Consider the following 25,174-nt stretch of genomic DNA (forward strand, 5'->3'; position numbering starts at 1 on the left):
CCTTTATAAACCGTCTTAACTAAAAACTGTAAAAGAGAAAGCGCCTTAAAGTAAGGCGCTTATATTCAATGCAGTTGCTACTGCTTAACTCTCAGGGCTCACATGGTTCAAAATGTAGTTGACATCATACACTCTGCCACCTGAGTCGGTGATGTTGCTATTGAGTCCAGTTACTTCAACGACTGAAGAGGTCTCTTTGTCATAGGTTGAGCTACCCCATAAAATATCACTATTGCTGCTCCCTATACCGAACTGTCCAACTGAATCGCGATTGGTTTGCTCATTAGTAAAGGTAAAGTAACGATAACCAGCTTGCTTACAAACCTCTGCTGATTTTAGCATGACATATTTACGTGTTAATGCTCTGTCTGTGTTGGTGTTGCCAACAAAACTTATCTGCCAGCTGTCAGGTGCTATTTGCACTGTTTCAAAGCCTTTACCGAAAGTCCAAAAGCTTTTCTCTGTATCGTAAGGAGTGGCACAAGCGCTCAATATGAGTGCCAGTGCGAGAGTTACGGATAAACTTCTTAATGATTTCATAATATTTCTCACTAAAAACTGTAGCTGACACCAAGTGTGGTAATCCATTGGTTTTTGCTATCGACAAGGGGAGAATCAGCTATTTCTGATGTTAGATGGGAGTAGCCTGCTGCCTGAGTAATGTCTAGGTGATCAGTGAGCGGTACGACCATTACATAACCCACTTGATAGGTAAATGCATCCTTGCCTTTAAATTCTGGGCGCTTGGTTGTGGCATCGGCCTTGGATACTCCAGTGTAGTAATCAACATAATCTTGACTGAAATAATGTACGCCAGCGTAAGGAACGATATCTGCGAAGCCGACGTTCATAGGGAGATAGTATGTGATATCTGCTTGGTAGCCGCCGTATACATCGGTTACATCATGTTGGAACTTAGTTGACAAGGTTCCATTCCCAAGCCTGATGTCGACGTTCAAACCTAAATCACCACTGATTTTACGATCTTTCATGCCAGCTAACACATCGGCATCTTTTGCGTCAAAACCTGGGTTACCCACGGCAAAAACACTGAAGTTTATCTTGCTGTTGTTGTCACCTAAAAAGCGGTAGTTGATGCCTGCTAGATCGGCATTAAAATCTTCGCCGTGGTAACCACCGTTAAAATAAACGCCTGTTGTATGATCTTGGCCTTTATAGAGCTCACTGCCAGTTGCTACGCCAGCACCTGCAAAGAACTGACCTTGGTGGCTGTATATATTACCGTTGCGGATATAAGTGTTATCAGCAGCGAAGGCGTGGCTAGACAGTAGGACTGCAGAGATAGCGAAGCATAATTTTTTCATGGTGTGATCCTTAAAAACTGTATCGAGTGACTGTAGAGCTACTATATTCGAGCTATAATTTTCACTCTGTATCCAAATGTATCCTGATACCGTTTTACTGATCAGCCTGAAGAATCTAAGTGTGCTTACCTCTTTAACCATCAGCGATTCGAACCCTGTTTTCGTTCAGATACAAAAAAGCCATCAGGGTTATGTGATGGCTAATTTGCTGTTCGAAACTCGAACCTAGGTCTTAGAACCTTCTTTATTTAAATTGCTCTCCAAATACCCGTTACCGCCAAGTTTTTGGTCGAGAGTCCCTTGAACCGCACTTTCGTTCAGACATAAAAAAACCACTGTTATTGCTAACAATGGCTTTCTCTTTTACTCGAAACCCGCGGCTCGAAGCTCGCAGCTTTCATTATAAATTGCTCTCCAAATACCCGTTACTGCCAAGTTTTTGGTCGAGAGTCCCTTGAACCGCACTTTCGTTCAGACATAAAAAAACCACTGTTATTGGTAACAATGGTTTCTCCATAAAATAAATTGCTCTCCAAAGACCCGTTACCGCCAAGCTTTTGATCGAGAGTTCCTTGAACCCTGTTTTCGTTCAGATACAAAAAAGCCATCAGGGTAATGTGATGGCTAATTTGCTGTTCGAACTTCGAACCTAGGTCCTAGAACCTTCTTTATTTAAATTGCTCTCCAAACTACCGTTACCGGCGTAGCCCTTGAACCGTAGGTTCAAGGCGGGTAAATGAATAAATCCTAAGGCTTCTCGATACGAGCCGAGCTTGCACAGTGTCAATAAAACATTCACCCTGGGTTTGTAAGTATCGGCACAGGGACATTGCCGGCTCACGCGTAGCCCAGAGAGCAAAACTGGTGTATTTAATTCAAATCTAATGGTTTAACCATCTTGTCGCTATAGTATTTACTATAGCGTTATCTTCTCTTGCTGACCGAATAAAATACGTAAACTGTTAATCTTCTTTGGTTGAACGCTCAACTAAGGCGTCCTCTAAAGTTGATTGTAGCAGACCGATCTTCTCATCCATCTGTCTATTGTAATCTTGATTTTTCTGCTGCTCTTCCAGCAGTTCATAGCCTATGTTCAGCGCCGCCATAATGGCAATCTCTTCACGACTTAAGTTGTTAGTTCTCGCTTTTAGCGAGGTTAACTGCTTCTCAAGTTTTTGTGCCACGTGCTGCAATGCTGTCTCTTGTCCCGGAGGGCAAGCGATGGAGTATGTGCGGCCTAGTAAGCTAATTTCAATAGCGTGGCTACTCATGAAGCTGTGGGTCCTTAAGTTTGGCTCTTGAGCGGACTATAAAGGTCTACCTATCAAAGTGCAACATGAGTCGGGCTTTAGATGGATAACTTTAGATTAAATGTTGTTTAGATAGACAGACTTGAATAGTTAGTAGGCATTTCGTTGGATTTTTTGAACAGCGCTTTTAATCGTGAGTTATCCCGTTTCTAGCTCGCTTTTCTCAATTCCCGGCTCTTTTTTAAGCTTTCTCTGAAATTTGTGGATGTTAACCCTGCCATATGCTGGGTTTTCTTGGCTGTATCTGTCACTTCTGCTAGCATGAGCATAGTAATTTGTGTCATTGGAATATTGTTATGGCGACCCCCCCATCTTTACGTATCGACAACCTAAAAGCTGCACTTAATGCGGCCGATATTGCCCAACATCCCGTTGAGGTACATGGCGCACTCGTTGGCCTTATTTGTGGCGGCATAGAGCAGTCCAGAAGAGAGTGGAGTGCCTCACTGCTTGAGTTGATGAATGATGGACAAGCCTTGCCTGAGTCTCTGCAGCATCTTATCGATGAGCTCTACCAAGACACCTTAGCTAGGATCTCTGATGTAGACTTTGGATTCTCACCTATGTTGCCTGAGGAGGAGGAGCCTGTCTCGGTTCGCGTTGAAGCCCTGTCGCTTTGGGTACAGAGCTTCTTGACTGGCCTAGCCATAGTCCAACCTAAGCTGCACAATGCATCGGCGGATGTACGTGAAGTGATTAAAGATTTAGCCGAAATTGCACTGGTTGAGTTCGACGTTGCCGATGATGATGAGTCTGAAGCGGCCTATATGGAGCTCACCGAGTTTGCCAAAATGGCTGCGCTACTTTGCTACTCTGAGTTTGGCCCTGAGCCATCAGAGTCACAAGCAGGTGTTATCCACTAAGTTCTGGCTCTGCTTAAACTGGTGAATGCCGAAAACCCAGATAATCATCTAGCATTGCCACAAGCAAGTTGACTTGTGGCGAAATAGAGAAGGCCAATGACTGCTCATACAGAACAAGATACCGATCTGATAAACGTCGATGTTGCCATCGTTGGTGGTGCCATGGCTGGGGCTACATTGGCCCTTGGTCTTAAAGGACTCGCTGATTTTCTTAAACGTCCTTTGAAAATCGCACTTATCGAAGCCCATCGTCCCAATTCAGAACATCCTGGGTTTGATGCCCGCTCTATTGCTATCGCCCATGGCTCCATCTTCGAGTTAACTAAGTTAGGTCTATGGCCTAAATTGGCCCACTTAGGGACGCCGATTGAGAATATTCATATCTCAGATCGTGGTCATATGGGGATGACAGAGCTCAACGCTGATTCGTTTCACCTTAACTATCTGGGGCAAGTTGTTGAACTTGAGCGGGTGGGGCAGGTACTGTTTAAGTTACTTGATGATGCGGATATCTCCCTCTATTGCCCAAATAAGCTGGCATCGGTAGAGGCGAAAGTCGACGCGCAACTGCTGACTCTTGATGATGGTACTCGTATTCGCACTTCACTGTTAGTGGCCGCCGATGGCGTCAACTCTAAAGTGAGAGAAGCATTTAAACAACCCCTAGAGCAAGTGGATTTTGGTCAGACGGCATTAATTGCCAATGTCGAAACCGACAAGCCCCACGACAACTGGGCTTTTGAGCGCTTTACCAATACAGGCCCTTTAGCTGTGTTGCCGATGTCATCAAATCAGGGCGGTGGACGAGTGTCTCTGGTGTGGGCACTGGATCCTGACCAAGCTAAACTTCTGCTTTCTATCCCTAAACCTGATTTTTTGAGAGCGTTGCAAACAGCTTTCGGCTCAAGAGCGGGACAGTTTACCTCTGTGGGTGAGCGCTACTCATACCCATTGCTGCTCTCCTATATGCCAAGACCCATCTATCACAGAACTGTTTTTATCGGCAATGCAGCACAAACCCTGCACCCGATAGCGGGACAAGGCTTTAACTTAGGGCTGCGGGATCTGGTGAGTCTGCTTGAGGTGATAAAGCAGGCATTACAAGATGAAACTCAAGATAAACCTGTGGATCTGGGCAGTGCTCAGATTGCCCACGCTTATCTGCAGAGCCGTGAACAGGACAGAAACAGCACCATCACTAATATCGAGTTTTTGGTGCGAGGGTTCTCAAATGATCATTGGCCATTAGTGGCGGGCCGCAGCTTAGGTTTGAGGTTACTCTCCTGGTTTCCACCGCTGAAAACCCCTGTTGCTAGAACCGCGATGGGCTGGAAACAGTTTGGTTAAAATATCGGGGCTAAATCAAAGCACTTAAGCATCAAATCGTTCACACTGGCTCTGACCAAATTTAGCGTTAACGACAACTCTGTTAGCGAATAAGTACAATTGAAAGGAAAACCGAATGTTGAGCACTAAAACCTATGACGTTGCTATTGTTGGTGGAGGCATGGTTGGCCTAGCGACTGCAATAGGCTTGGCCATGGAGAGTCTGCGTGTCGTGGTTATCGATGCGGGAGAGACTCAGGCCGTCACAGGCTCACCTAAACTTAGGGTGAGTGCAATCAACAAGGCGAGTCAGCGGCTGCTGCAAAATATCGGTGCTTGGTCCTACCTCGATGAAGCGCGCTTGAGCCCCTATCAGAAGATGGCGGTGTGGGATAAGGATAGTTTGGGCAAGATATCATTCGATGCCCATAGTCTCAGTGAGCAGTATCTTGGGAGCATTATTGAAAATGATAATATCGCCCATGCGCTGGTTAAGCGTGCTGCAGAGTTTGATGAGATCACCCATATCGAAAACCATAAGTTAGATAAGATAGCCTTTGGTGAGCGTGAAGCCTGGCTGACATTGGACAATGGTGACAATGTCAGCGCTGCATTGGTTATCGGCGCCGATGGTGCAAACTCTTGGGTGCGCGAGCAGTGCAAGATCCCTATGACATTTTGGGATTACGGCCACCATGCCATCGTGGCTACAGTACGCACCGAGATCCCCCATCAAGACACAGCCCGTCAAGTTTTTCTTAAGGATGGCCCATTAGCTTTTCTGCCACTTTATGAAAATAACCTATGCTCGATCGTCTGGTCAGTGCCACCAGCTAAAGCTCAGCAGCTGCTAGAGGGAGAGAAACAGGCTTTTGAGCGTACCCTAACCGCTGAGTTCGATGGTCGTATGGGTATGTGTCAGCTTGAATGTGATCCACAAGCTTTCCCATTACGTATGCGTTATGCACGTCACTTTGTTCGACATCGTTTGCTGTTAGCCGGCGATGCTGCTCACACTATCCACCCCTTGGCGGGACAGGGAGTGAATCTGGGCTTTCTCGATGCGGCGGCAATAATACAAACCTTAAGTGAGCTTAAACTTGAGGGCAAAGATCTGGGAGACTATGGCAACCTGCGGGCGCTTGAGCGTTGGCGCAAGGCTGACGCGCTGGAGATGATCGCCGCAATGGAGGGCTTTAAGCGTCTGTTCGAAGGTAGTCATCCGGTTAAGAAAGCGTTACGTGATTTTGGCTTAAATTTGGTCGATAATTTTTCTCCTGCGAAAACACTGTTTATGCAACAGGCCATGGGCAACAAAACAGGTCTACCGGACCTGTGTAAAGCTCAATAAACAGAATCTAGGCTTATGGATAATAAGCCTGATTTTTCAGTAAGTTGTTTTGTATTTACTAGTAAATATTTTTTGCACATAAAATTTATTACTTTTTAACATGAGAAAAAGTAATGACAAAAGGGTTCGGATTAGAAAATTCTCTTGTATACAAAATGCTGTTGCAAGGTATAATTTCGCCGCATTTTAATACCCCCGATTGGTATTAAAGGTGCCGATACATCTTTATCTGTCGCATTTGATTAACATATCGAGTGCGTAAAAACACACTGGCCTGAGTTACCCTACGCCAGGTAAGACCCGAAAAGGGCAAATAAAGAAGAGATTATAATGGCTAATAAAACAGTACTCTTTAACAAGCACCTTGAATCAGACGCTAAGATGGTAGATTTCCACGGTTGGGACATGCCACTGAACTATGGTTCACAAATCGAAGAGCATCACGCGGTTCGTCAAGACGCTGGTATGTTCGATGTGTCACACATGACGGTCGTTGACGTCAATGGCACCGATGCCTGTGCTTTCCTACGTAAATTATTAGCGAACGATGTGGCTAAACTTAAGGTGCCAGGTAAGGCGCTTTATGGCGGCATGTTAGATCATAACGCCGGCGTTATCGACGACCTAATCACCTACTACCTCAACGACACTCACTACCGTATCGTGGTTAACTCTGCGACTCGCGAAAAAGATCTAGCTTGGATTGCACAAGAGGTCAAAGGCTTCGATGTTGTTATCACTGAGCGTCCAGAGCTTGCGATGATCGCCGTTCAAGGACCTAATGCTAAGGCTAAAGCCGCTAGCGTATTTAACGCTGCACAAAATGCTGCCGTTGAAGGGATGAAGCCATTTTTCGGTGTACAAGCTGACTCACTCTTTATTGCTACCACAGGTTACACAGGTGAAACTGGTTACGAGATCATCGTGCCAGATTCAGAAGCCGAAGCGCTATGGCAGGCATTGCTAGAAGCTGGCGTTAAGCCATGTGGACTCGGCGCACGTGATACACTGCGTTTAGAAGCGGGCATGAACCTTTACGGCCTAGACATGGACGAAAGCGTTAACCCACTTGCAGCTAACATGGGCTGGACTATCGCATGGGAGCCAACAGATCGTAACTTCAACGGCCGTAAAGCACTAGAAGCCATCAAGGCCGCTGGCACCGAGAAGATGGTTGGTTTAATCATGGAAGCCAAAGGCGTAATTCGCCCAGGTATGAGCGTCTTCTTTACCGACAGTGACGGCGCCGAGCAGCAGGGCACAATTACCAGTGGTACCTTCTCACCAACTCTAGGTTACTCTATCGCCATGGCGCGCGTACCTAGAAGTATCGCAGATACGGCTGAAGTCGAAATGCGTAAGAAGCGTGTTCCTGTTAAAGTGATTGCACCATCGTTTGTGCGCAATGGTAAACAAGCATTCTAATTTTTCTTGGCTAATACTGGTTATTTCATTCTCCTTTGTTGTCGCCAGTGCTCATTGATACATATCAACTGCGCGCTGGCTCCTAAAATTAGAACGAAATTCCTGCGTATTAATCTCAGGAGATTAGGTAGGCAGTATGCTTACCCAATTGAAGATGTGAATTAACAATAAGTTATTTCATTCTTCTTTGTTGTCGCCAGTGCTCATTGATACATATCAACTGCGCGCTGGCTCCTAAAATTAGAATGAAACTCCTGCGCTGAAGCGCAAAAACTGATATAAGCCTTATATACCCAAGCTACCTCAAGATGCTCGTTTCAGAGCTCCCGTAGGATAGCTGAACAAGGCAGTGATTGAGGATAATGGTTATTCCCTTGTCGATATCACTAACGCAGTGCAGGGATTCTACGGGAACTCCCGAAGGGCATGGCGAGAAGCAACATTTTTCTGTGTTATGAAATATTGAATTAGAATAACTAGTCCTACTATTTCATGCCTTGAACTCTGTCACTTCTCGACATGCTGAATCCTGCATCTTGAAGTTGTTTGGGTATAAGTAAATCAGTGTGATCTCTTATTAAATACAGAATTAGAACAACCGAATAAGGACTAAGAACAATGAGCAATATCCCAGCTGAATTGAAATACGCTTCTTCACACGAGTGGATCCGTAAAGAGGAAGACGGTAGCTATACCGTAGGTATCAGTGAGCACGCTCAAGAGCTATTGGGTGACATGGTATTTGTTGAACTTCCTGAAGTTGGCGATACCTTAAGTGCAGGTGAAGATTGTGCCGTTGCTGAATCTGTTAAAGCGGCTTCTGATATCTATGCACCACTTTCAGGTGAAGTATTGGCGGTAAACGAAGCGCTTGAAGATTCTCCTGAGCTTGTAAACAGTGATGCATTTGGTGACGGTTGGTTCTTCCGCGTGATGCCATCTGATGTCGCTGAAATTGACAACTTGCTTGATGCCGAAGGTTATCAAGCAGTTATCGACGAAGAGTAATCGCCGATTAAAAACAAAGCCTCATTTTTTCCAAAATGAGGCTTTGTTCGTTATAGCTAAGTGACTTTGATATCGATAGAAGTTATTTAGCTATTACACTCTAGTTTTTCAATCATACAACGAGACCGGTACCTTAGCCCCCTACAGGCGGATACTGGCAAATATGGAATTAGGTTTATCATGACCACTGAAACGCTTACTACACTTGAGCAGCATGATCGCTTTTTGGGCCGCCATATAGGTCCTGACAGTGAGCAACGCCAAGAGATGTTGAACTATGTTGGTGCAGAGTCTCTTGAAGACCTCACTGCACAGATCGTTCCTGAGTCGATCCGCCTTAATCGCGATCTTGCCGTTGGCGATCATGTTAGCGAAGCTGAAGGCCTAGCCTATATCCGTCAAATTGCGGACAAGAACAAGGTGTTTAAGAGCTACATCGGCATGGGATATTATGGCACTGAGGTTCCGTCTGTTATTCAGCGTAACGTGCTTGAAAATCCAGGTTGGTACACAGCGTACACACCATATCAGCCTGAAATAGCTCAAGGTCGTCTCGAAGCGATCCTTAACTTCCAGCAGTTGTCGATGGATCTAACCGGTCTTGATTTAGCGTCTTCATCTCTACTCGATGAAGCGACTGCAGCAGCGGAAGCGATGGCACTGGCTAAGCGTGTTTCTAAAGCGAAGAAAGCCAATATCTTCTTTGTGGCTGATGATGTATTTCCGCAAACACTGGATGTGATTAAAACTCGCGCCGAGTGTTTCGGTATGGAAGTGGTTGTAGGCCCTGCTGAAGAAGCGGTTAACTACGAGCTATTTGGTGCCCTGTTCCAGTACACCAACCGTTATGGTCAGATCACCGATTTCACTGAGCTATTTACCGCGCTGCATGAGAAGAAGGCAATTGTCTCAGTTGCTGCCGATATCATGTCACTGGTGATGCTCAAATCTCCAGGTTCTATGGGCGCCGATGTTGTATTTGGTAACTCTCAACGCTTTGGTGTGCCTATGGGATTCGGTGGGCCTCACGCTGCATTCTTCGTATCACGTGACGCACACAAACGCTCACTACCAGGTCGTATTATCGGTGTATCACAAGATACTCGCGGTAACCGCGCACTGCGTATGGCGATGCAGACTCGTGAGCAGCATATCCGCCGTGAAAAAGCCAACTCAAACATCTGTACTGCGCAGGTACTGCTAGCGAACATGGCCTCTTTCTATGCCGTATTCCATGGCCCACAAGGGCTGAAAGTGATCGCTGAGCGTATTCACCGCCTGACTGATATTCTGGCTGCAGGTTTAACGGCCAAAGGCGTAGAGCTAGTTAACGATACTTGGTTCGATACACTGTCGATTAAAGGCTTAGATGCTAAAACTGTGCAAAAGCGTGCAGATGCAGCGGGTATCAACCTGCGTGTCGACTCTTGTTCTGAGAGTGATGGTAACTCTGATCAAGTGCTAGGTGTCAGCTTGGCCGAGACTACAACCCGTGCAGATGTGACTCAACTGTTTGATGTCATCTTAGGCGAAGGTCATGGTCTGGATGTGGCTGAACTCGATGCGCAAGTGATGGCTGACAGCACCTCAGTGCCAGCAGAGCTTGTTCGTCAAGATGCTATTTTGACTCACCCAACATTTAATCGCTACCACAGCGAAACCGAGATGATGCGTTACATCAAGCGTCTCGAGAATAAAGATCTGGCGCTTAACCACTCAATGATCTCACTTGGTTCATGCACCATGAAGCTGAATGCTGCCACAGAGATGATGCCAATCACTTGGCCTGAGTTTGGTAACATGCACCCGTTCTGCCCACAAGAGCAGGCGCAAGGTTACGCGCAACTCGTTGGTGAACTCTCTGAGTGGCTAGTGGATATCACAGGTTACGATGCGGTATCACTGCAGCCTAACTCTGGTGCACAGGGCGAGTATGCGGGTCTGCTTGCGATTAAGCAGTACCACGAGTCTCGCGGCGATGCACACAGAAATATCTGTCTAATTCCATCTTCTGCCCACGGTACAAACCCAGCATCGGCTCAACTGGCTGGCATGAAGATCGTCGTTACCGCTTGTGATAAAGCGGGTAACATCGACATGGAAGATCTTAAGGCAAAAGCCGCTGAAGTGGCTGATAACCTCTCTTGCATCATGGTGACCTACCCATCGACTCACGGCGTGTACGAAGAGACGATTGGTGAGATCTGTGAAGTTATCCACCAGCACGGCGGTCAGGTTTACCTCGATGGTGCCAACATGAACGCTCAGGTGGGTCTGACATCACCAGGCTTTATCGGTGCTGACGTATCACACCTTAACCTGCACAAGACATTCGCTATTCCACACGGTGGCGGTGGGCCAGGTATGGGCCCTATCGGTGTTAAAAAGCATCTAGCGCCATTCCTATCTGGCCACAGCGTGGTTAAGCACGGACTTGAATCAGACGGCAACGGCGCCGTATCTGCTGCGCCATACGGCAGCGCAGGTATCCTGCCAATCACTTGGATGTACATCAAGCTATTAGGCAAGCAAGGTCTGCGTGAGTCAACTCAGGTTGCACTGCTAAATGCCAACTACATGATGAAGAAGCTTTCTGAGCACTACCCAGTGCTCTATACAGGCCGAAATGACCGTGTCGCTCACGAGTGCATCATCGACCTGCGCCCACTGAAAGAGGCTTCAGGTGTGACTGAGATGGATATCGCTAAGCGTCTTAATGATTACGGTTTCCATGCCCCAACCATGAGCTTCCCAGTTGCGGGCACCTTAATGATTGAGCCAACTGAGTCAGAGTCTAAAGTTGAGCTAGACCGCTTTATCGAAGCCATGGTCTCAATTCGCGCCGAAGCGGCACGAGTGGAGTCTGGTGAGTGGCCTGTGGATAACAACCCGCTGCACAATGCACCGCACACGCTTGCTGATATTATGGATCCTGAGTTTGATTCACGTCCATACAGCCGTGAAGTGGCCGTGTTCCCGACGGCAGCGGTTAAGCAGAATAAGTTCTGGCCAACGGTTAATCGTATTGATGATGTGTACGGTGACAGAAATCTTTTCTGTGCCTGTGTACCAATCTCTGATTACGAGTAAATGGCTACTTAGCCTCGGTAATACGGCTTCAGCCTCAGGTTTTCGCTGCTCATTGACTGGAGTCAACTCCGCGGCGAAAACAATCGGCTTCTTTGTCTTACCGTCGGCAGTAACGCCATTTGATTGCTGCTTGGGCTCGCTACTGCGGTGTTGAACCTCGGCTCCAGTCCTCATTGACTGGAGTCAACTCCGGACTAGAGCCTTCGGTTCGTCTAGCAGTAGCATCGCCAGCGACGCAATTATGGAATAGTTAGCTTCACTTGGTTGGAGCTAGATTTGAAAAGCGAGCCGATTGGTTCGCTTTTCTGTATATGGATATACTTATCCGTGATTGCCATGGATGGTGAGTGAGGGGATTTGTATCTGGATATACTTATCCGTGATCGCCAGAGTATTGGGGTCAGAGTAAGATTAAGTTTTGGTTCCTATTTCTGACTTGGTCTTCCTCGTTTTTTTGGTCTCATAGACTCTCCAGTTAGTGTTTCAATCTCCTGCTTAAATTTGTCATTCCCGATAGCCATGTCTTCTGTGGCATGCTCCAACTCCTCTCTGCGTTCCTTCGTGAGCTCTGTAGTTAGTCGCTATTATTTCTTCATATTGTTAAGTTAATTAACAAAAAAAGCCCTTTTGGGTTAGTAGTTTTTACCTATGTTAAATGCTATTCGTTTGCTGTAAGTTATTTTTTTGATTCGTTTCACATTGAATTATTAATTAAATTATAAGGACATAATGATATGAAATTATTTTCAATATTTTTAGCTGGGTTAGTTGTCTCTTTTTCAGCTTCTGCTGAGTTTGGCGAGAAAGTTAATTGTAGAACAGAAACTACAGGCCAGATAGCGATTTATTCTGGATACGCTAGTTGTAATGCTTATGTAGACGGGCGCTATTATGTGATTGATGACTATGTGCAACCTACAACACATCAATATACTTATATAAATGACATTATTAATGGTCGCTATGCTTCTTGTAGGGCGCAAGTACCATTCCACTCATACCAAGATGTAACGAGTGAAGTTTGTGACTATAAACCTATCTCAAGTGTTGGATTTTTTAGGATAGAGGGATCAACTGAAACGTTAGTTAGCGCTAATGGTGATGATTTTGATGGAACTGTTGTTAAGAAAGAACTTTGGGTTGATGGAGTAAAGCAGTCAAGTTCAAACTCTTCTGTTGATGGGAATGTTGGTGATGTGTTTGTTGTCAAATCAAGAGTGACGGATAATGATGGTTATTATACTGATGCTACAAAAAGCATTACGATTATCTACCGCCCAGAAGATATATGTGATGTAAACCCTAGACTTTGTAGATAATAAACCTTAATGGTGGCACCCATAGTTAATTCTATCTGTGGGTGGCTTTTATATAATTTCTGGTTGAATGGATTTAGTCTGTTTTTCTTTCTGCTCCTCTCCGTGTTCCTCCGTGCCTCTGTGGTGAATCGCTTCTCTTTTTGTTAACTAATCGGTGTCAGTAGAGTATTGGCTCAGATCCTGACCCAATTTAAGCTCCATAACAAAGCGGCTTGCATATCGCTATGCAAGCCGCTTGTATTCATTTTAGTAAGCTAAACGTCATTGTCAGCTATCTCTACCCAAACCTAACCAATAAAGACCATAAACAGGTAGGCAGCTAGAATGATGGCAACCCAAAGCACCATATTGCCAGAGGGGTAGGTACTGGAGATAAAGCTTCCCGCTCCTTTGCTCTTGCGCGTTAATAGTTGCTGACCTTGGTTAAGCTTACCTAGGACTGCTTGACGCACTTCGCCATCCACTCTCCAGATAACAGCAAACATCCGCTGCAAGGCATTAGGAACTAGGCGTCTGTAGACCCAGTCCACATCCAAGTGGGTCGAACGTAGCTCTGGTGGGTACATACCTTTGAGATTCAACCATACGAAGGCCAGTGCCGAGAACAGCAGTAGCTGGGTCTGTGCGAGCACATGGGTTGCATCGTAGGGGTTGTAACCCGTATCGTATGGTAGCAGCGAATAGAGCGCTGCAGGATAGATACCAATGCCGATACACAAACAGGCTGCAATGAACATCGCCAATACCATATTGTTTGGAGGATCATTAGCTCTGATACCTGAATCATGGGCGAAAAATGCAAAGTAGGGGATCTTGATACCTGCATGGTGGAATACCCCTGCTGAGGCAAATAGCAGCATTAACCAAACCCAGTCATGACCGGTTTCAATGGCGGCTGTCATTACCATAGATTTACTGACAAAGCCGCTAAACAGTGGGAATGCCGAGATAGAGGCTGCACCGACAATACACAGTATCGTTGTTTTGGGCATGGTCTTATAGAGACCGCCGAGATCTGAGCCATTTATTCGACCTGTCATATGCAGCACTGCGCCCATGCTCATAAACAGCAAGCCTTTAAAGATCACATCGTTAAAGGCGTGAGATACAGCGCCATTAAGTGCTAAGGCTGTACCAATACCGATCCCGACCACCATAAAGCCCACTTGGTTAATCAAGCTATAAGCCAGTACTCGACGAAGATCGTTTTCTATCACCGCAAAGAAGATGGGGAAGCAAGTCATGGCTGCGCCAATATAGATCAGCAGTTCCGTGCCGGGGTAGCCGCGGGCCAGAGCATAAACCGCCACCTTAGTGGTAAATGCACTGAGTAATACGGTACCGGTCGGTGTCGCTTCAGGGTAGGCATCGGTAAGCCAAGTGTGGGCAAAAGGAAAGGCGCACTTAATGCCAAAGGCGATAAAGATAAGCCAGCCAGCAATACCCTCTAGGCCGATAAAGTCAAAGGAGATACTGCCAGTGTCTGCAATATAAAACAGGGCGCCGACCAGCAGAATTACCCCTGAGAGTACTTGCATGATCAAATATCTCATACCTGCACTGTAGGCTTGAGGGGTACGGCGAGCCCAAATTAGAAACACTGAGGTAAAGGCCAGTAGCTCCCAGAATACAAACAGAGTAAGCAGATCGCCCGCAAACACCGCACCTATGGCGCTGCCTGCATAGAGCATGGCTGCGACCTGCTGAATTGTGTCTTTAACGTGCAGTGAATAGATGATGGCAATAAATGCGGCAATATGAAAAATATAGCCAAACATCAGGCTTAATTTGTCGGCGCGGTAGGGGACAAGTTGATAGTCTAAAAACATCAATTGTAAGTGGACGCCTTCAGGTACGGTCCACAGATGTAATCCGCTGATAACCGGAATGGCAATCATCAATGCACCACGCAGCTTCCCGCGTGTCGTTGCAGCAATTAGTCCGCCAATTAGAAACAGTACAAAGGGCGGTAGCTCAAGCATCCACATTGCGGTCACCTATATCCTTTTTAACGTCAGTCGCGTGTCCGCTTGTTGCGTCAGCATCTGAAGTGGGGGTTGAGTGGTTGTTGTCATTGGCTTCAGGCTCATCATAATAGCCTTCTGGGCGCATCAGAAAGGTGCGCATCCAGCTGGCTATCAATACCAAGATGACACAGCCGACAAAGCCATAGATAGGATAAAAAATAGGTAGATTTTCCCAGCTATGATAGACATGGCGGTGGATGACGAAATCAAGTATCACAAGCAATGTGCAGCAGGCGTACAACAGATATAAAACACGCTGGATATTTTTTGGGTTATCAAAAAGGTACTGCTTCTCATTGTCCATGGCTGACTCCAGATACAGTCAAGATAGCTTTTGCTAATTCATAAAAGGGCTGTGGATAGATGAACATAGTTAAGCAGCCTAAGGTGGTGATGGTTAATGCAATCAATGATGGTAGTGGTGCTTCTTTAATACCGCCGCTTGATGCTGCTGGGTGATCCTTACCTGGGAAAAAGGCGTGGTAAGGAATGGGCAGTAGATAGGCGATATTAAGTAAAGAGCTGAGCATCAGTGTGATCATGATGAACCAATAACCGGTTTCTACTGTGCCCATTAACAGGAACCATTTACTCCATGTGCCCCCCGCAGGTGGAACGCCAATAATGCTTAGGCTAGCAATGAAAAATGCTGCCATAGTGATTGGCATCGCAAAGCCTAGGCCGCGCATCTCACTGATCTTTGATTTGTGACTGGCCACCAGAATGGCGCCAGCACAAAAGAACAGGGTAATTTTGCCAAATGCGTGGGAGGCGATATGCATAGAGCTGCCGATAACACCCGATGAGGTCGCTAGCAGCGCGCCTATGGTGATATAGCCCAGTTGGCTCACCGTCGAGTAGGCTAACCTGGCTTTTAAGTTGTCTTGTCGCATAGCCACAATAGAGGCTAATAGTACCGAAATGGCTGCTAAATATAGTAAAAACTCAGTGGTGGGTAACTTAGGTAGTAGGTCGAGTCCAAAAATGAAGATACAGACCTTGAGTACCGTAAATACCCCAGCCTTTACTACCGCCACGGCATGGAGCAGGGCGCTGACCGGTGTTGGTGCCACCATCGCAGCTGGTAACCAACGATGAAATGGCATTATTGCCGCTTTACCTATACCAAATACAAACAGTACTAAGATGGCGCCTGCGACTGTGGTATTCACATTATCATCAAACACACCGCCAGCTTTAAATTCAAGGCTACCGCTGACAAACCAGGTCAAGATGATGGCCAGTAGGAAAAAGGCGATAGAGGTGCTGAGTAAGATCCCGAGGTAGACTCGTCCACCTTGCTTAGCTTTTTCAGTACCCGCGTGGGTGACCAGAGGGTAGGTTGATAGCGTTATCACTTCGTAAAAGATGAACAAGGTAAATAGGTTCGCCGAAAAGGCGAGCCCCATTACTGCACTAATCGCCAAGGCAAAGCAGATGTAAAAACGGGTTTGATTCTCTTCTCCATGACCACGCATATAGCCGATGGCATAAATGGTGGTGATAAGCCACAGAAAGCTGGCAATAAGTGCGAACAACATACCCAGTGGTTCAACAACAAAGCTTATCTCTAAACCGGGCATAAGTGCCCACCATGAGACGCTAATGCTGGCTCCGGCATTGAGCGCTTGGTAGAGATTGACCACACAGTAAAGCACCGCCAGACTGGTACTTATGGTGACCGCCTCACGAAGATTAGGTTTCTGTCCCGTTACTGCTATTGCAAAGGTTGCCAGCAGTGGCAATAGGATAGTTAGCTGTAACATCAGCGCCAAAGAAAGATTCATGGGTTAATTCCAAACAAACTTTGAGAAGCCGCCTGTGCGACCTGCACACTCAGACGAGTATCGATACCAAAATAGATATTAGCGATGACGAGAAGCCAGATAGGGCCAAGGAAGGACCAAGGTGCCTCTTTGACCGCTTCACGCCCTGGCAGTGGTGGCTTGAAATAAGCGGTTTCCACAATACGCCAGATATACACAATCGTCAGTAGTGAACCCAGTAGAATTAGCACTGCCACTGGCCACATCCCCGCTTCAACGCTAGCGATAAGCAGGTACCATTTACTGACAAAGCCGACGGTTAATGGCACACCAATTAGACTCAGACCACCGATAACAATGGCTGACATGGTCAACGGCATCTGTCGTCCTAGTCCTTGGAATTGACTGAGCTGCACGCTGCCGATGCGGTACATTACTGCGCCTAGTGCTAAGAAGAGCGCACCTTTCATTAAGGCGTGGTTAAACAGGTGCAGTAAGCTTGCCATTACCCCAGTGCTGGTATTAATGGAGTAACCGATAATCATATAACCCACTTGAGCGATACTTGAGTAGGCTAAGATGTGCTTAACATTTTGTTGATATATCGCGGTGATAGAGGCGGCAAATACCCCCATAAGGCCGAGCACCATCAAAATGCTCTGCAGGGGCAGGGTGGTGAATGAGAAAGAGATGCCGAATACGGTAAAGGTAAAGCGGATCAGCAGGTACACAGCCACCTTAGTTGCGGTGGCAGCCAAAAATGCGGTGACGATTGAAGGTGCATAGGCATAAGCATTGGGTAACCACAGGTGTAGTGGGAACAGTGCCAGCTTTAAGCAGATCCCGACGATTAAGAAGGCAAATGCTGCAAATACCGTGCGGGTGTGGCCAACATCGACTAGTCGAGTGGCCAAATCGCTCATGTTGAGCGTGCCGGTCATCTGGTAGAGCATGCCGATACCAATCAGAATAAAGGTGGCACCAATGGTGCCCATTATCAGATATTGGTAGGCAGCCCATAATGCTCGTCTGTCTCTGCCTAAGGCGATTAAGGCATAGGCAGACAGTGAAGATATCTCTAAAAATACGAATACGTTAAATGCATCACCAGTCGCCACAATGCCGAACATGCCGGTTAAGGACAATAGGTAGAGACTGTAAAACAGGGTATGACGGTCTTCGTCTAACTCTTTTTGGATGCTTGTTTGAGCAGCAAACAACACCACAGTGCCTATGGTGGAGATGATGAGCAGTAAGAAGGCGTTAAGTTGATCGATACGATATTCTATTCCCCAGGGTGCCTCCCAGCCACCTAACTCATAGATAATAGGGCCAGACTTCATGACCTCTATCAGTAATAGTATGCTGTTGACACTGGTTGCAGCACAGACCAATAAGGCAAACATCCACACCAGCTTCGAGCGATTTAAAAACCAGCATAACGGCGCAGCCATTAGCGGTAGCACGACTTGTAAAATAGGTAGGTGAGCTAACACTATGATTTATCCTCGTTAAGCTGATCCTGTCTTTGGATCTCATCCTCTTCTACACTGCCGTAGGATTCTTTGATTCTGACGGCCAGTGCCAGTCCAAGTGCGGTGGTGGCTATCCCCACCACAATGGCAGTTAGGATCAATACATGGGGTAGCGGGTTAGAGTAATCACTAATCCCTTCTGCCAAAATCGGTGCGCTGCCGCGCTCGACCATGCCGACGCTGATATAAAAAATAAATACTGAGGTTTGAAAAATAGTCAGTCCGACTAATTTTTTTATTAAATTTCCGTGGGCGATAACGATATAAAAACCGATCATCATCAAGAGTACTACGATCCAATAGTTATAGAGTCCGAGAAACATCATGCTCCCCTTTTTGTTCTGTGCAGTGTTGCTGGGCTTGTCTGCGACCATCAAAGTTGAAAAAGATGCTCAACATCACTGCGGCGACTGTGATACCTACCCCTAATTCAATCAGCAAGATCCCTATATGTTGGCCAGCAACTGGGTCATCAGCCAGCACGTTATAATCTAAGAAATTGGCGCCATTGAGCATGGATACCACCCCAACGCAGGCGTAGACCAGCAATCCAACAGCTGCGAGTAGCTGGATTATCGACGGGTTAAACACCTTCTTAGCGGTTTCTAAACCAAATAGCATGGTGTAGAGAATAATCGCCGCTGCGAATATCACGCCAGCCTGAAAGCCGCCGCCGGGACCGAAGTCGCCATGAAATTGCACATAGAGAGCAAACAGCAAGATGAAAGGAATAAGAACCTTGCTTACAATACGTAGCACCATATGACGCTCATGCATCTGCTCTACCGTCGCCTCATCAGATTTGACGGCCCTGCGGCGCCTAGGCAGTGACAGCAAAGAGAGCACACCTATACCTGCGGTAAAGATAACCGCCACTTCTCCTAAAGTATCGAAGGCACGATAACTACCTAAAACCGCAGTAACAATATTGGGGACGCCAACCTCCTCCATTGATTGATGAATATAGCGAGGTGCAACATGTTGATGAACAGGGGCGTCAACAGCACCAAAATAGGGCATATCCATGGTGCCGTAGATCAGCATACTGCCGGTGACCAGTACGACAAAAAGTGCAAGAAACGGTTTATGACGTCTCGGGGCTTCTTTTCGCCCTGTCATGGTAATGGCTGTCAGCATCAATAAGCCGGATATTCCGGCACCAACAGAGGCTTCGGTAAAGGCAACATCTACTGCGTCAAGTACCACAAAGAAGCTGGCAGAGAGTAAGCCATAGATCCCGGTTAACATGACGACGGCTAATAGATCTCTAGTGCGAACAATTGCGATGGCTATGACCACCAGAAAGGTTAACAGTACGATATCAACTAAAGTTTCGATGGCTTGTCCCCTCCCTTATTTGCACCCTTATCTTCGCGCGGTAACAGGCCATTATGCAGTGCGGCTTTGGCTAATGCATGGCTGGCTGACGGATTGATAAATAGTGTGAACAGTAAAATTAATATCAGTTTAATGAGTACTAAACCGTCTGGACTTTGCAGCATTAGCCCTAATAACACTAGGCCTGCACCTAAGGTATCTGTGATGCTCACTGCGTGCATGCGGGTATAAAAGTCAGGAAAACGTAAAATTCCTATACCACCTGAAAAACAGAGGAAACAGCCAACAAGTAGGCAAATTCCACTGCTGATTTCGAGAAAGAGGTTCATTCTTCCCCCTCCTTGGTTGATTGGCGTTCATAGGGGGTGACCTTGAACTCGGCGGAGTCAGAAAAGCGTAATACGCCGATGACACTGATAAAATTAATTAGGGCATAGACGAGCGCGATGTCGAGGAACTCTGGTCGTCCCATTAAAAAGCCTAATACTGAGATCAGCAGTACCGTTTTGGTACCAAACATGTTGAAGGCTAATATGCGATCGTACAGGGTCGGGCCGACGATGCAGCGAGTGATCGCTAGCAACATAACGACGAGGATTGCGATTGTGGCGGCAGCTAACATTATTTTTCCAATTCAGTTACTCGGCGATCCATCTCGCCGACTCGTAAAGTATCGATATTTTCTTTGATCAAAGCGTGTATGGTCATGCGATCATCGACTAAGTCCACCGTGACTGTGCCTGGTGTTAAGGTGATGGAGTTGGCGTAGATAACCTTGCCGAGATCTGTGTGTTGACTGGCATCTATCGTTTCAAGGGTTGGGGAGATACTGCTATTGCCTAGCCAGATGTGTTTGACCACAGAGATATTGGCAAGGACTATCTCTTTGGTTAGCCATAGCAAGTAGCCAGGTATTTTTATTGAAAGGTGAATTGGCTGAGACTCATGGTCAATCACATTCATCCTGTATGCAATATAGATAACGAGCAGGATAGAGGAGGCGCCGAGGGACAGCAGAAGTAGGTTGCCGTAATTTGAGTTTATCCACCAAAAGAGAGACAGGGTTACACTGAGACTTATTGTATGGCTCGGTAGATACTTAGCTCTCTCTTCGAGCGTTGATTTATCATCATTCATTGTCATTTTCTCACTGTTACTCATGAGTTATTGGGTTGACTAGGGCTGATACATGGCTTCGCTATTAAATTTAATACTTATATTCTGTTGGTTACGAACATGGTAGTTCCACTATGAGCGCATCTGAAATCTGTGTATGTAGTGCTTCCATCGACTCGATAGGGGGCGAAAAATGTTCAATGAGGCGCTGGGTTAACTGTTCAATATTTTTATCTTTAGGTAAGCATAATGGGATCGGTTGCTCTTCCGAAGTCTGCTTGCCGACTCTAGTTCGATAGGCCCTATCGAGAAACTCACCTGATGTTTCACGTACGATAAAAGTTGATTTTGTACTTAGGGAACCAGCTAGAAATCCTCGGACGTAGTAAAAACAAGGGGCAGCTGCGAGGTCTTTAGGTGCATGATTAAGTGATGTACAAGATTCAAGTACAACTCTTTCTTCATCTGTATGAGCAGTTGGGGCTGCAAGTAAGGAAAAGGGTAAAACTAATGTGAATACTAGTAATATTTGGCTGATTTTCATTTTAACCCCCTTGTTATAATTTGACTCATCCGATTGTCATCACTGTATCTAAAGCAAAATAGTTATATGTTATTGGCAAGCATAATCTCTTTATTGTTATTTTTTATGCTGGCTACTCACTTAAACTTTTAGATATTGACTCTGATGGATTTTGAGTTCCCTGTATAGCTGATTGTTACTCGAACATATAATTAACATACTATGAGCTTAGCTATTTTTCCTACTAATATACTAATAACTCATATATAAATTGTTCGGCGTCGTTACTCTTCGACCTTTACCAGTTAAGAGTAAATGGCTAGTTAGTGTAAACTCGGATATTCTTACTTTGCGCATCGGAAAAACCAAGGTGTCATTTCAAGGTATTGTTTATTATAGTATAAGTCAATTCTTTTGGTGGTTTTTTGTTCAAGGGGGAGGCTGATTAAGTTTGCATTTATGTTAATTCAGTCTTTTTTGGCTGTTTTTTAAGTTAGTTTAAGGTGTTGCGTTGGCATTAACGTTATCTTGAGTATTGAGTAAGGGCTCAAGATTTAAGTTTTACGGCAAAAGCAAAGGAAAAGAGTGATATGCAGGAAGATCTTCCCATCAAGATAGCGGCCGATGGCCAATTCTCAAGCGCACTTAAGCCCCTGTTAATGAAGCTGGAGATGTGGATCAATTTTCAAGCGCTAAAAGCGGATTGGTACGCTAGTGAAGAGCTTATCCTCTCTTTTGATTTCACCTTGGTCAGGTCATTGGATGAAAAAGTACAACAGATCACAGCTGCTAGAGTGGATAGTAATGAAAGTGCTCAGAGTTGGGTCGTGAAGCAAGGTTATGCGTATCATTATCAGAGCAGTCATTTAATGACGATTGCTTTTATTGCGGTAGATGATCTGCTTGAAGATGGTGTTGGTATTGAACTGGCGATAAAAGATAGAATGACGACTGTTGCCAATGGGATCGCGAGCCAGCATGGTTTACTGGCTTTGTCTTAGGCATGTATTTATTACCTACAGCTCAATCCTATTGTTTGCTATGAAGTTAGTCTACTGGTCATAACGAGAAGCAGTCAGGGCAGACTTTAAACTCTGCCCTGTTTTAATATATATCTTGCTGTTATTTAATCAGCTTCCTCTTCATCCTCTTGTTTGTACTCTTCGAGTAAGCCATCTAACTGGTTATGAAACTCCTCTAGAACAGACTCAAAGTACTGATTGACGGTTTGAACGTTTTCCTCATAAAGGGCCGCAAGTGTATTATTTATCTCTTTAACTAACTCTTCTGATGAGATGGCACTCTCATCGAATTCACCTGTGTCTGGATCGCTTTTGCCATTTTCGCATAACTCTGTATAGGTTTTCTCTCTAGCTATGTCATCGATGAATTGAGTGGAGTGAAAAGCATCTAAGATATGATTTTGATCTTCAAATGCGTCATCAAGTAAGGTGTGGGCGGTTTCGAAATTCTCTAGGTATTGCTGGAAAGTCGATTCGGGTTCTGCTTTTTTTATCTCGTCTAAAAATTCGCAGCATTTGGCTTCAAAGTCTTCTAAAAACTGTTCTGCTGATTCTTGGATTGTGTCTCTATCTATGTATCTTGCATCATCAAATGAAGGTGCTGACAAGTCAGACATGAACTCTACTAACTCCTCCATACTATCAATTTGAAAGTGAGCGACTCTAGAGTCTTCAAGTATTTGCTCAAGCATCTCTTTTAATGCATTTTTGCTAAAATCTGAACGAGTTGCTTTAGTTATTTTGTCCGCAATCTCTGTTGCACTACAGCCTTTAATCTCAAGTGGTTTAAAGTCGCTGTACAGCTCGGTTAAGGTTGATAGTAATCGCGTTTTTATTTGCTCGCCACCTGATTTTGATATGAAAAATAGTTCGGTGTTAGGGTGAGAGTCTGCACCTGTAGTGAAGTTTTGTGAGCCGATGATGGCATAATCGTCTCGAATAAAGAGCTTAATATGACACTTTTTGACGCAGTAAAGTGTTAAAGACTCTACTTGTTCACTCAGTGATGTTAGCTGCTTACACAAATAATCAAAGTGTGTGGTTTTATTTATTTGGGCGACCAAGGTCACGTCGCCTGTGCATTGTTTTATATTGTCTATGACGCTCTTAGCAAAACCTTTTTCTATTGTATAGGTGAACACGGTTAATGAGCTGCTTGGAACAATGGATATAAAGCTGTTTAGCGCTGCTTTTTTTGGTCTAAGAAAGAGCTCAATGTCGAAATCCTTTCCGTTGCCGATTGAGCATAATTCTTTAATTAAAGCATCAGTTCTAGGTGTTTTAAAATCAGAGAACTTATCATTTTTGTGCATTTTCATTCCTTTGAAGGTAAAGATTAGGGTAAAGAGTTTATCTACTGTTTTTACTGGTTTAAAAAGCTTGAGGTCGTTCATTTGCAAGCTGATATTTAGGCGATACAGAATAAATTATATTGCTCAGTAGTTGCAATCATGTTGTTTACTTAGCTTTTATCGTTCTGGTGCGATGTACTGAGTGGGTAAGTTTGTCTAGCCACTGCATTGAGAGTTGTTTAAATGCTGGACCGAGTGTGACTTCAAAGCAGCGATGGATAACATAGGCTAGTAGTAACATCACTGCGATAGTTATCGCGATAATCCAGCCGATATTATGTTGGCTGCCAAAGTAGTTGAATATCATGTAACCGATATGCTGGTGAATGAGGTACAAGGGGTAGGTGAGCACCCCAAGAAGGTAGCATGCCTTAAATCTAAAAGGGTGACTTTTACATAGGGATGTAATGCAAAAGCTAAAGAAAAATAGACTATTGAGGAAAACTAAAACTCCTGAGTTGAATTCAATCGCAAACCATTGGCTCATGAGATCCCCAAAAAGCGTTGATTGCTTCAACACAAACAGGTAACCCACAAGCAGTAAAGTCCCCTTGGCTTTATTTAGACCATCGCGTTTTGTTAGGTAAAATAAACAACCCACAGCAAAGTAGCCGCTCCAGTGAGGAAAAATACCGTGCCACATATCCACTGTGGCTGCCCAGTCACTAAACAGTGCTAATGTTGACCCGATAAGGGTGATAGCGACCAGATGCGGGAAGTAGTGGCCGAGCTTAAGCTGCATTACTAACAAGACAGCAAAGTAAAATTGAAGCTCAATAAACAAGGTCCAATAAGCGCTATCAATGGAGCTTTGTCCAAAAAGCGGATTGAGCATAGTAATATTGGCAAAGAACTGCGTGAGCGTTACAGAGAAGGTCTCATCACCAATAAGCAGGGTGATCATAGTGGTTAATACAAGTGCGCACCAGTAGGCAGGAAAAAGTCGACTAAAACGTGATGCAACAAACCTGCTGGCATTACTATCTTCAATGCTCATAAATATAACAAAACCACTAATAATAAAGAAAAAATTAATTCCAACGTAACCGTATTTGGTGAACTCCCTCAGTTGTGGGAAATCCGCTATGGTGGCAAATCCCTCCATATATCCTGTATAGGTATAGTGAAAAATAACCACAGCTAAGGCAGATAAAAAGCGCAAAATATCTATTTCATAAAACCGAGTGTCCATACAGTAATTAGTCCAAATTTATTAGGTTAAAATCTAATTAATACAATATGTTTTAACATGCCCATAGCCACTTAGCTACGGGACTATTGATGGTGGACTTTACCTTTGCTTACTCTATGAAGTATTGATGAGGCGTTAGTTCGGCTAGCTAGTTAAACTTGAGGTTAATCTGGTGTTATCTGGCTATATGTATTGATAATTAGCGGCAAAAAATTGAATTTTTGTATCGGTACAGTGATAGCTAGATGTATGTGAGATTAGTTGGGTGGAGTTTAAGGGATTCCTA

23 protein-coding genes and 1 other RNA gene are annotated in these 25,174 nt (G+C 45.1%); 8 read left to right on the forward strand and 16 right to left on the reverse strand.

The genetic code is table 11. The features are described from left to right. Positions 1-84: 84 nt before the first annotated feature. The 4 genes from K0625_RS10015 to K0625_RS10030 form a co-directional block, all read right to left on the reverse strand. Positions 85-540 carry a CC0125/CC1285 family lipoprotein gene (locus K0625_RS10015; protein WP_220109566.1) on the reverse strand — a complete coding sequence of 152 codons (456 nt, stop codon included), beginning with the start codon at positions 538-540 and terminating at the stop codon, positions 85-87. Positions 541-551: 11 nt separating this feature from the next. Then, the gene (gene ompV / locus K0625_RS10020) at positions 552-1,325 is read right to left on the reverse strand and encodes an outer membrane protein OmpV (RefSeq protein ID WP_220109567.1); all 774 of its coding nucleotides are present in this window, start codon (positions 1,323-1,325) and stop codon (positions 552-554) included. Positions 1,326-2,002: 677 nt separating this feature from the next. Continuing rightward, positions 2,003-2,183, reverse strand: a non-coding RNA gene (gene ssrS, locus K0625_RS10025) — 6S RNA. A 104-nt stretch (positions 2,184-2,287) separates the two neighbouring features. Then, complete coding sequence (locus K0625_RS10030; protein WP_012326561.1) at positions 2,288-2,596, reverse strand: cell division protein ZapA; 309 nt, start codon at positions 2,594-2,596, stop codon at positions 2,288-2,290. Positions 2,597-2,931: 335 nt separating this feature from the next. Here K0625_RS10030 and K0625_RS10035 point away from each other — a divergent pair, with 335 nt between their 5' ends. The 7 genes from K0625_RS10035 to K0625_RS10065 all read left to right on the forward strand — a co-directional run bounded on the left by K0625_RS10035 (position 2,932) and on the right by K0625_RS10065 (position 13,017). Beyond that, a complete protein-coding gene (locus tag K0625_RS10035) occupies positions 2,932-3,498 on the forward strand; it encodes a UPF0149 family protein (RefSeq protein WP_012326560.1) in 567 nt (188 codons plus the stop codon). Positions 3,499-3,594: 96 nt separating this feature from the next. Next, positions 3,595-4,845: a 2-octaprenyl-6-methoxyphenyl hydroxylase gene (gene ubiH / locus K0625_RS10040; protein WP_220109568.1), complete on the forward strand. Its 1,251-nt coding sequence runs from the start codon at positions 3,595-3,597 to the stop codon at positions 4,843-4,845. Between the two features lie 115 nt (positions 4,846-4,960). Continuing rightward, on the forward strand, positions 4,961-6,175 hold the full coding sequence (locus tag K0625_RS10045; RefSeq protein ID WP_220109569.1) for an FAD-dependent monooxygenase: 1,215 nt from the start codon (positions 4,961-4,963) through the stop codon (positions 6,173-6,175). Between the two features lie 330 nt (positions 6,176-6,505). After that, positions 6,506-7,600 carry a glycine cleavage system aminomethyltransferase GcvT gene (gene gcvT / locus K0625_RS10050; RefSeq protein ID WP_220109570.1) on the forward strand — a complete coding sequence of 365 codons (1,095 nt, stop codon included), beginning with the start codon at positions 6,506-6,508 and terminating at the stop codon, positions 7,598-7,600. 618 nt (positions 7,601-8,218) lie between these two features. After that, a complete protein-coding gene (gcvH, locus tag K0625_RS10055) occupies positions 8,219-8,608 on the forward strand; it encodes a glycine cleavage system protein GcvH (RefSeq protein WP_012326555.1) in 390 nt (129 codons plus the stop codon). A 180-nt stretch (positions 8,609-8,788) separates the two neighbouring features. Further along, the gene (gene gcvP / locus K0625_RS10060; protein ID WP_220109571.1) at positions 8,789-11,698 is read left to right on the forward strand and encodes an aminomethyl-transferring glycine dehydrogenase; all 2,910 of its coding nucleotides are present in this window, start codon (positions 8,789-8,791) and stop codon (positions 11,696-11,698) included. A gap of 734 nt (positions 11,699-12,432) precedes the next feature. Next, complete coding sequence (locus K0625_RS10065; RefSeq protein ID WP_220109572.1) at positions 12,433-13,017, forward strand: hypothetical protein; 585 nt, start codon at positions 12,433-12,435, stop codon at positions 13,015-13,017. 287 nt (positions 13,018-13,304) lie between these two features. On the opposite strand, the gene K0625_RS10070 is transcribed toward K0625_RS10065, so the two are convergent. From K0625_RS10070 to K0625_RS10115, 10 genes are all read right to left on the reverse strand, one after another. Continuing rightward, the gene (locus K0625_RS10070) at positions 13,305-15,005 is read right to left on the reverse strand and encodes a Na(+)/H(+) antiporter subunit D (protein WP_220109760.1); all 1,701 of its coding nucleotides are present in this window, start codon (positions 15,003-15,005) and stop codon (positions 13,305-13,307) included. Next, entirely contained in the window at positions 14,992-15,348 is a 357-nt protein-coding gene (locus K0625_RS10075) for a hypothetical protein (protein WP_220109573.1), read from the reverse strand. Before K0625_RS10075 ends, K0625_RS10070 begins: the two co-directional genes overlap by 14 nt. After that, on the reverse strand, positions 15,338-16,831 hold the full coding sequence (locus K0625_RS10080; RefSeq protein ID WP_220109574.1) for a proton-conducting transporter transmembrane domain-containing protein: 1,494 nt from the start codon (positions 16,829-16,831) through the stop codon (positions 15,338-15,340). Before K0625_RS10080 ends, K0625_RS10075 begins: the two co-directional genes overlap by 11 nt. After that, on the reverse strand, positions 16,828-18,306 hold the full coding sequence (locus tag K0625_RS10085) for a monovalent cation/H+ antiporter subunit D family protein (protein WP_220109575.1): 1,479 nt from the start codon (positions 18,304-18,306) through the stop codon (positions 16,828-16,830). Before K0625_RS10085 ends, K0625_RS10080 begins: the two co-directional genes overlap by 4 nt. Beyond that, a complete protein-coding gene (locus tag K0625_RS10090) occupies positions 18,306-18,668 on the reverse strand; it encodes a cation:proton antiporter subunit C (protein WP_012326539.1) in 363 nt (120 codons plus the stop codon). Before K0625_RS10090 ends, K0625_RS10085 begins: the two co-directional genes overlap by 1 nt. Next, entirely contained in the window at positions 18,649-19,644 is a 996-nt protein-coding gene (locus K0625_RS10095; RefSeq protein ID WP_333473844.1) for a Na(+)/H(+) antiporter subunit B, read from the reverse strand. The genes K0625_RS10090 and K0625_RS10095 overlap by 20 nt, the downstream gene beginning before the upstream one ends. A gap of 26 nt (positions 19,645-19,670) precedes the next feature. After that, complete coding sequence (gene mnhG / locus K0625_RS10100) at positions 19,671-20,012, reverse strand: monovalent cation/H(+) antiporter subunit G (RefSeq protein WP_220109576.1); 342 nt, start codon at positions 20,010-20,012, stop codon at positions 19,671-19,673. After that, positions 20,009-20,305, reverse strand: coding sequence for an MrpF/PhaF family protein (locus K0625_RS10105; RefSeq protein WP_220109577.1), 297 nt, complete (start codon positions 20,303-20,305; stop codon positions 20,009-20,011). The genes mnhG and K0625_RS10105 overlap by 4 nt, the downstream gene beginning before the upstream one ends. Further along, positions 20,305-20,820 carry a Na+/H+ antiporter subunit E gene (locus K0625_RS10110; RefSeq protein WP_232847024.1) on the reverse strand — a complete coding sequence of 172 codons (516 nt, stop codon included), beginning with the start codon at positions 20,818-20,820 and terminating at the stop codon, positions 20,305-20,307. Before K0625_RS10110 ends, K0625_RS10105 begins: the two co-directional genes overlap by 1 nt. 91 nt (positions 20,821-20,911) lie before the next feature. Beyond that, positions 20,912-21,343, reverse strand: coding sequence for a hypothetical protein (locus K0625_RS10115; protein ID WP_220109579.1), 432 nt, complete (start codon positions 21,341-21,343; stop codon positions 20,912-20,914). Positions 21,344-21,912: 569 nt separating this feature from the next. Between K0625_RS10115 and K0625_RS10120 the strand changes: the two genes are divergently transcribed. Next, positions 21,913-22,323: a hypothetical protein gene (locus K0625_RS10120; protein ID WP_220109580.1), complete on the forward strand. Its 411-nt coding sequence runs from the start codon at positions 21,913-21,915 to the stop codon at positions 22,321-22,323. A 125-nt stretch (positions 22,324-22,448) separates the two neighbouring features. Here K0625_RS10120 and K0625_RS10125 read toward each other — a convergent pair whose 3' ends face one another. Continuing rightward, the gene (locus K0625_RS10125) at positions 22,449-23,657 is read right to left on the reverse strand and encodes a phospholipase D-like domain-containing protein (RefSeq protein ID WP_220109581.1); all 1,209 of its coding nucleotides are present in this window, start codon (positions 23,655-23,657) and stop codon (positions 22,449-22,451) included. A gap of 145 nt (positions 23,658-23,802) precedes the next feature. After that, positions 23,803-24,888 carry an acyltransferase family protein gene (locus K0625_RS10130; RefSeq protein ID WP_220109582.1) on the reverse strand — a complete coding sequence of 362 codons (1,086 nt, stop codon included), beginning with the start codon at positions 24,886-24,888 and terminating at the stop codon, positions 23,803-23,805. Positions 24,889-25,174 lie beyond the last annotated feature (286 nt).

It is taken from the genome of Shewanella nanhaiensis, assembly GCF_019457885.1.
Taxonomy (GTDB): domain Bacteria; phylum Pseudomonadota; class Gammaproteobacteria; order Enterobacterales; family Shewanellaceae; genus Shewanella; species Shewanella nanhaiensis.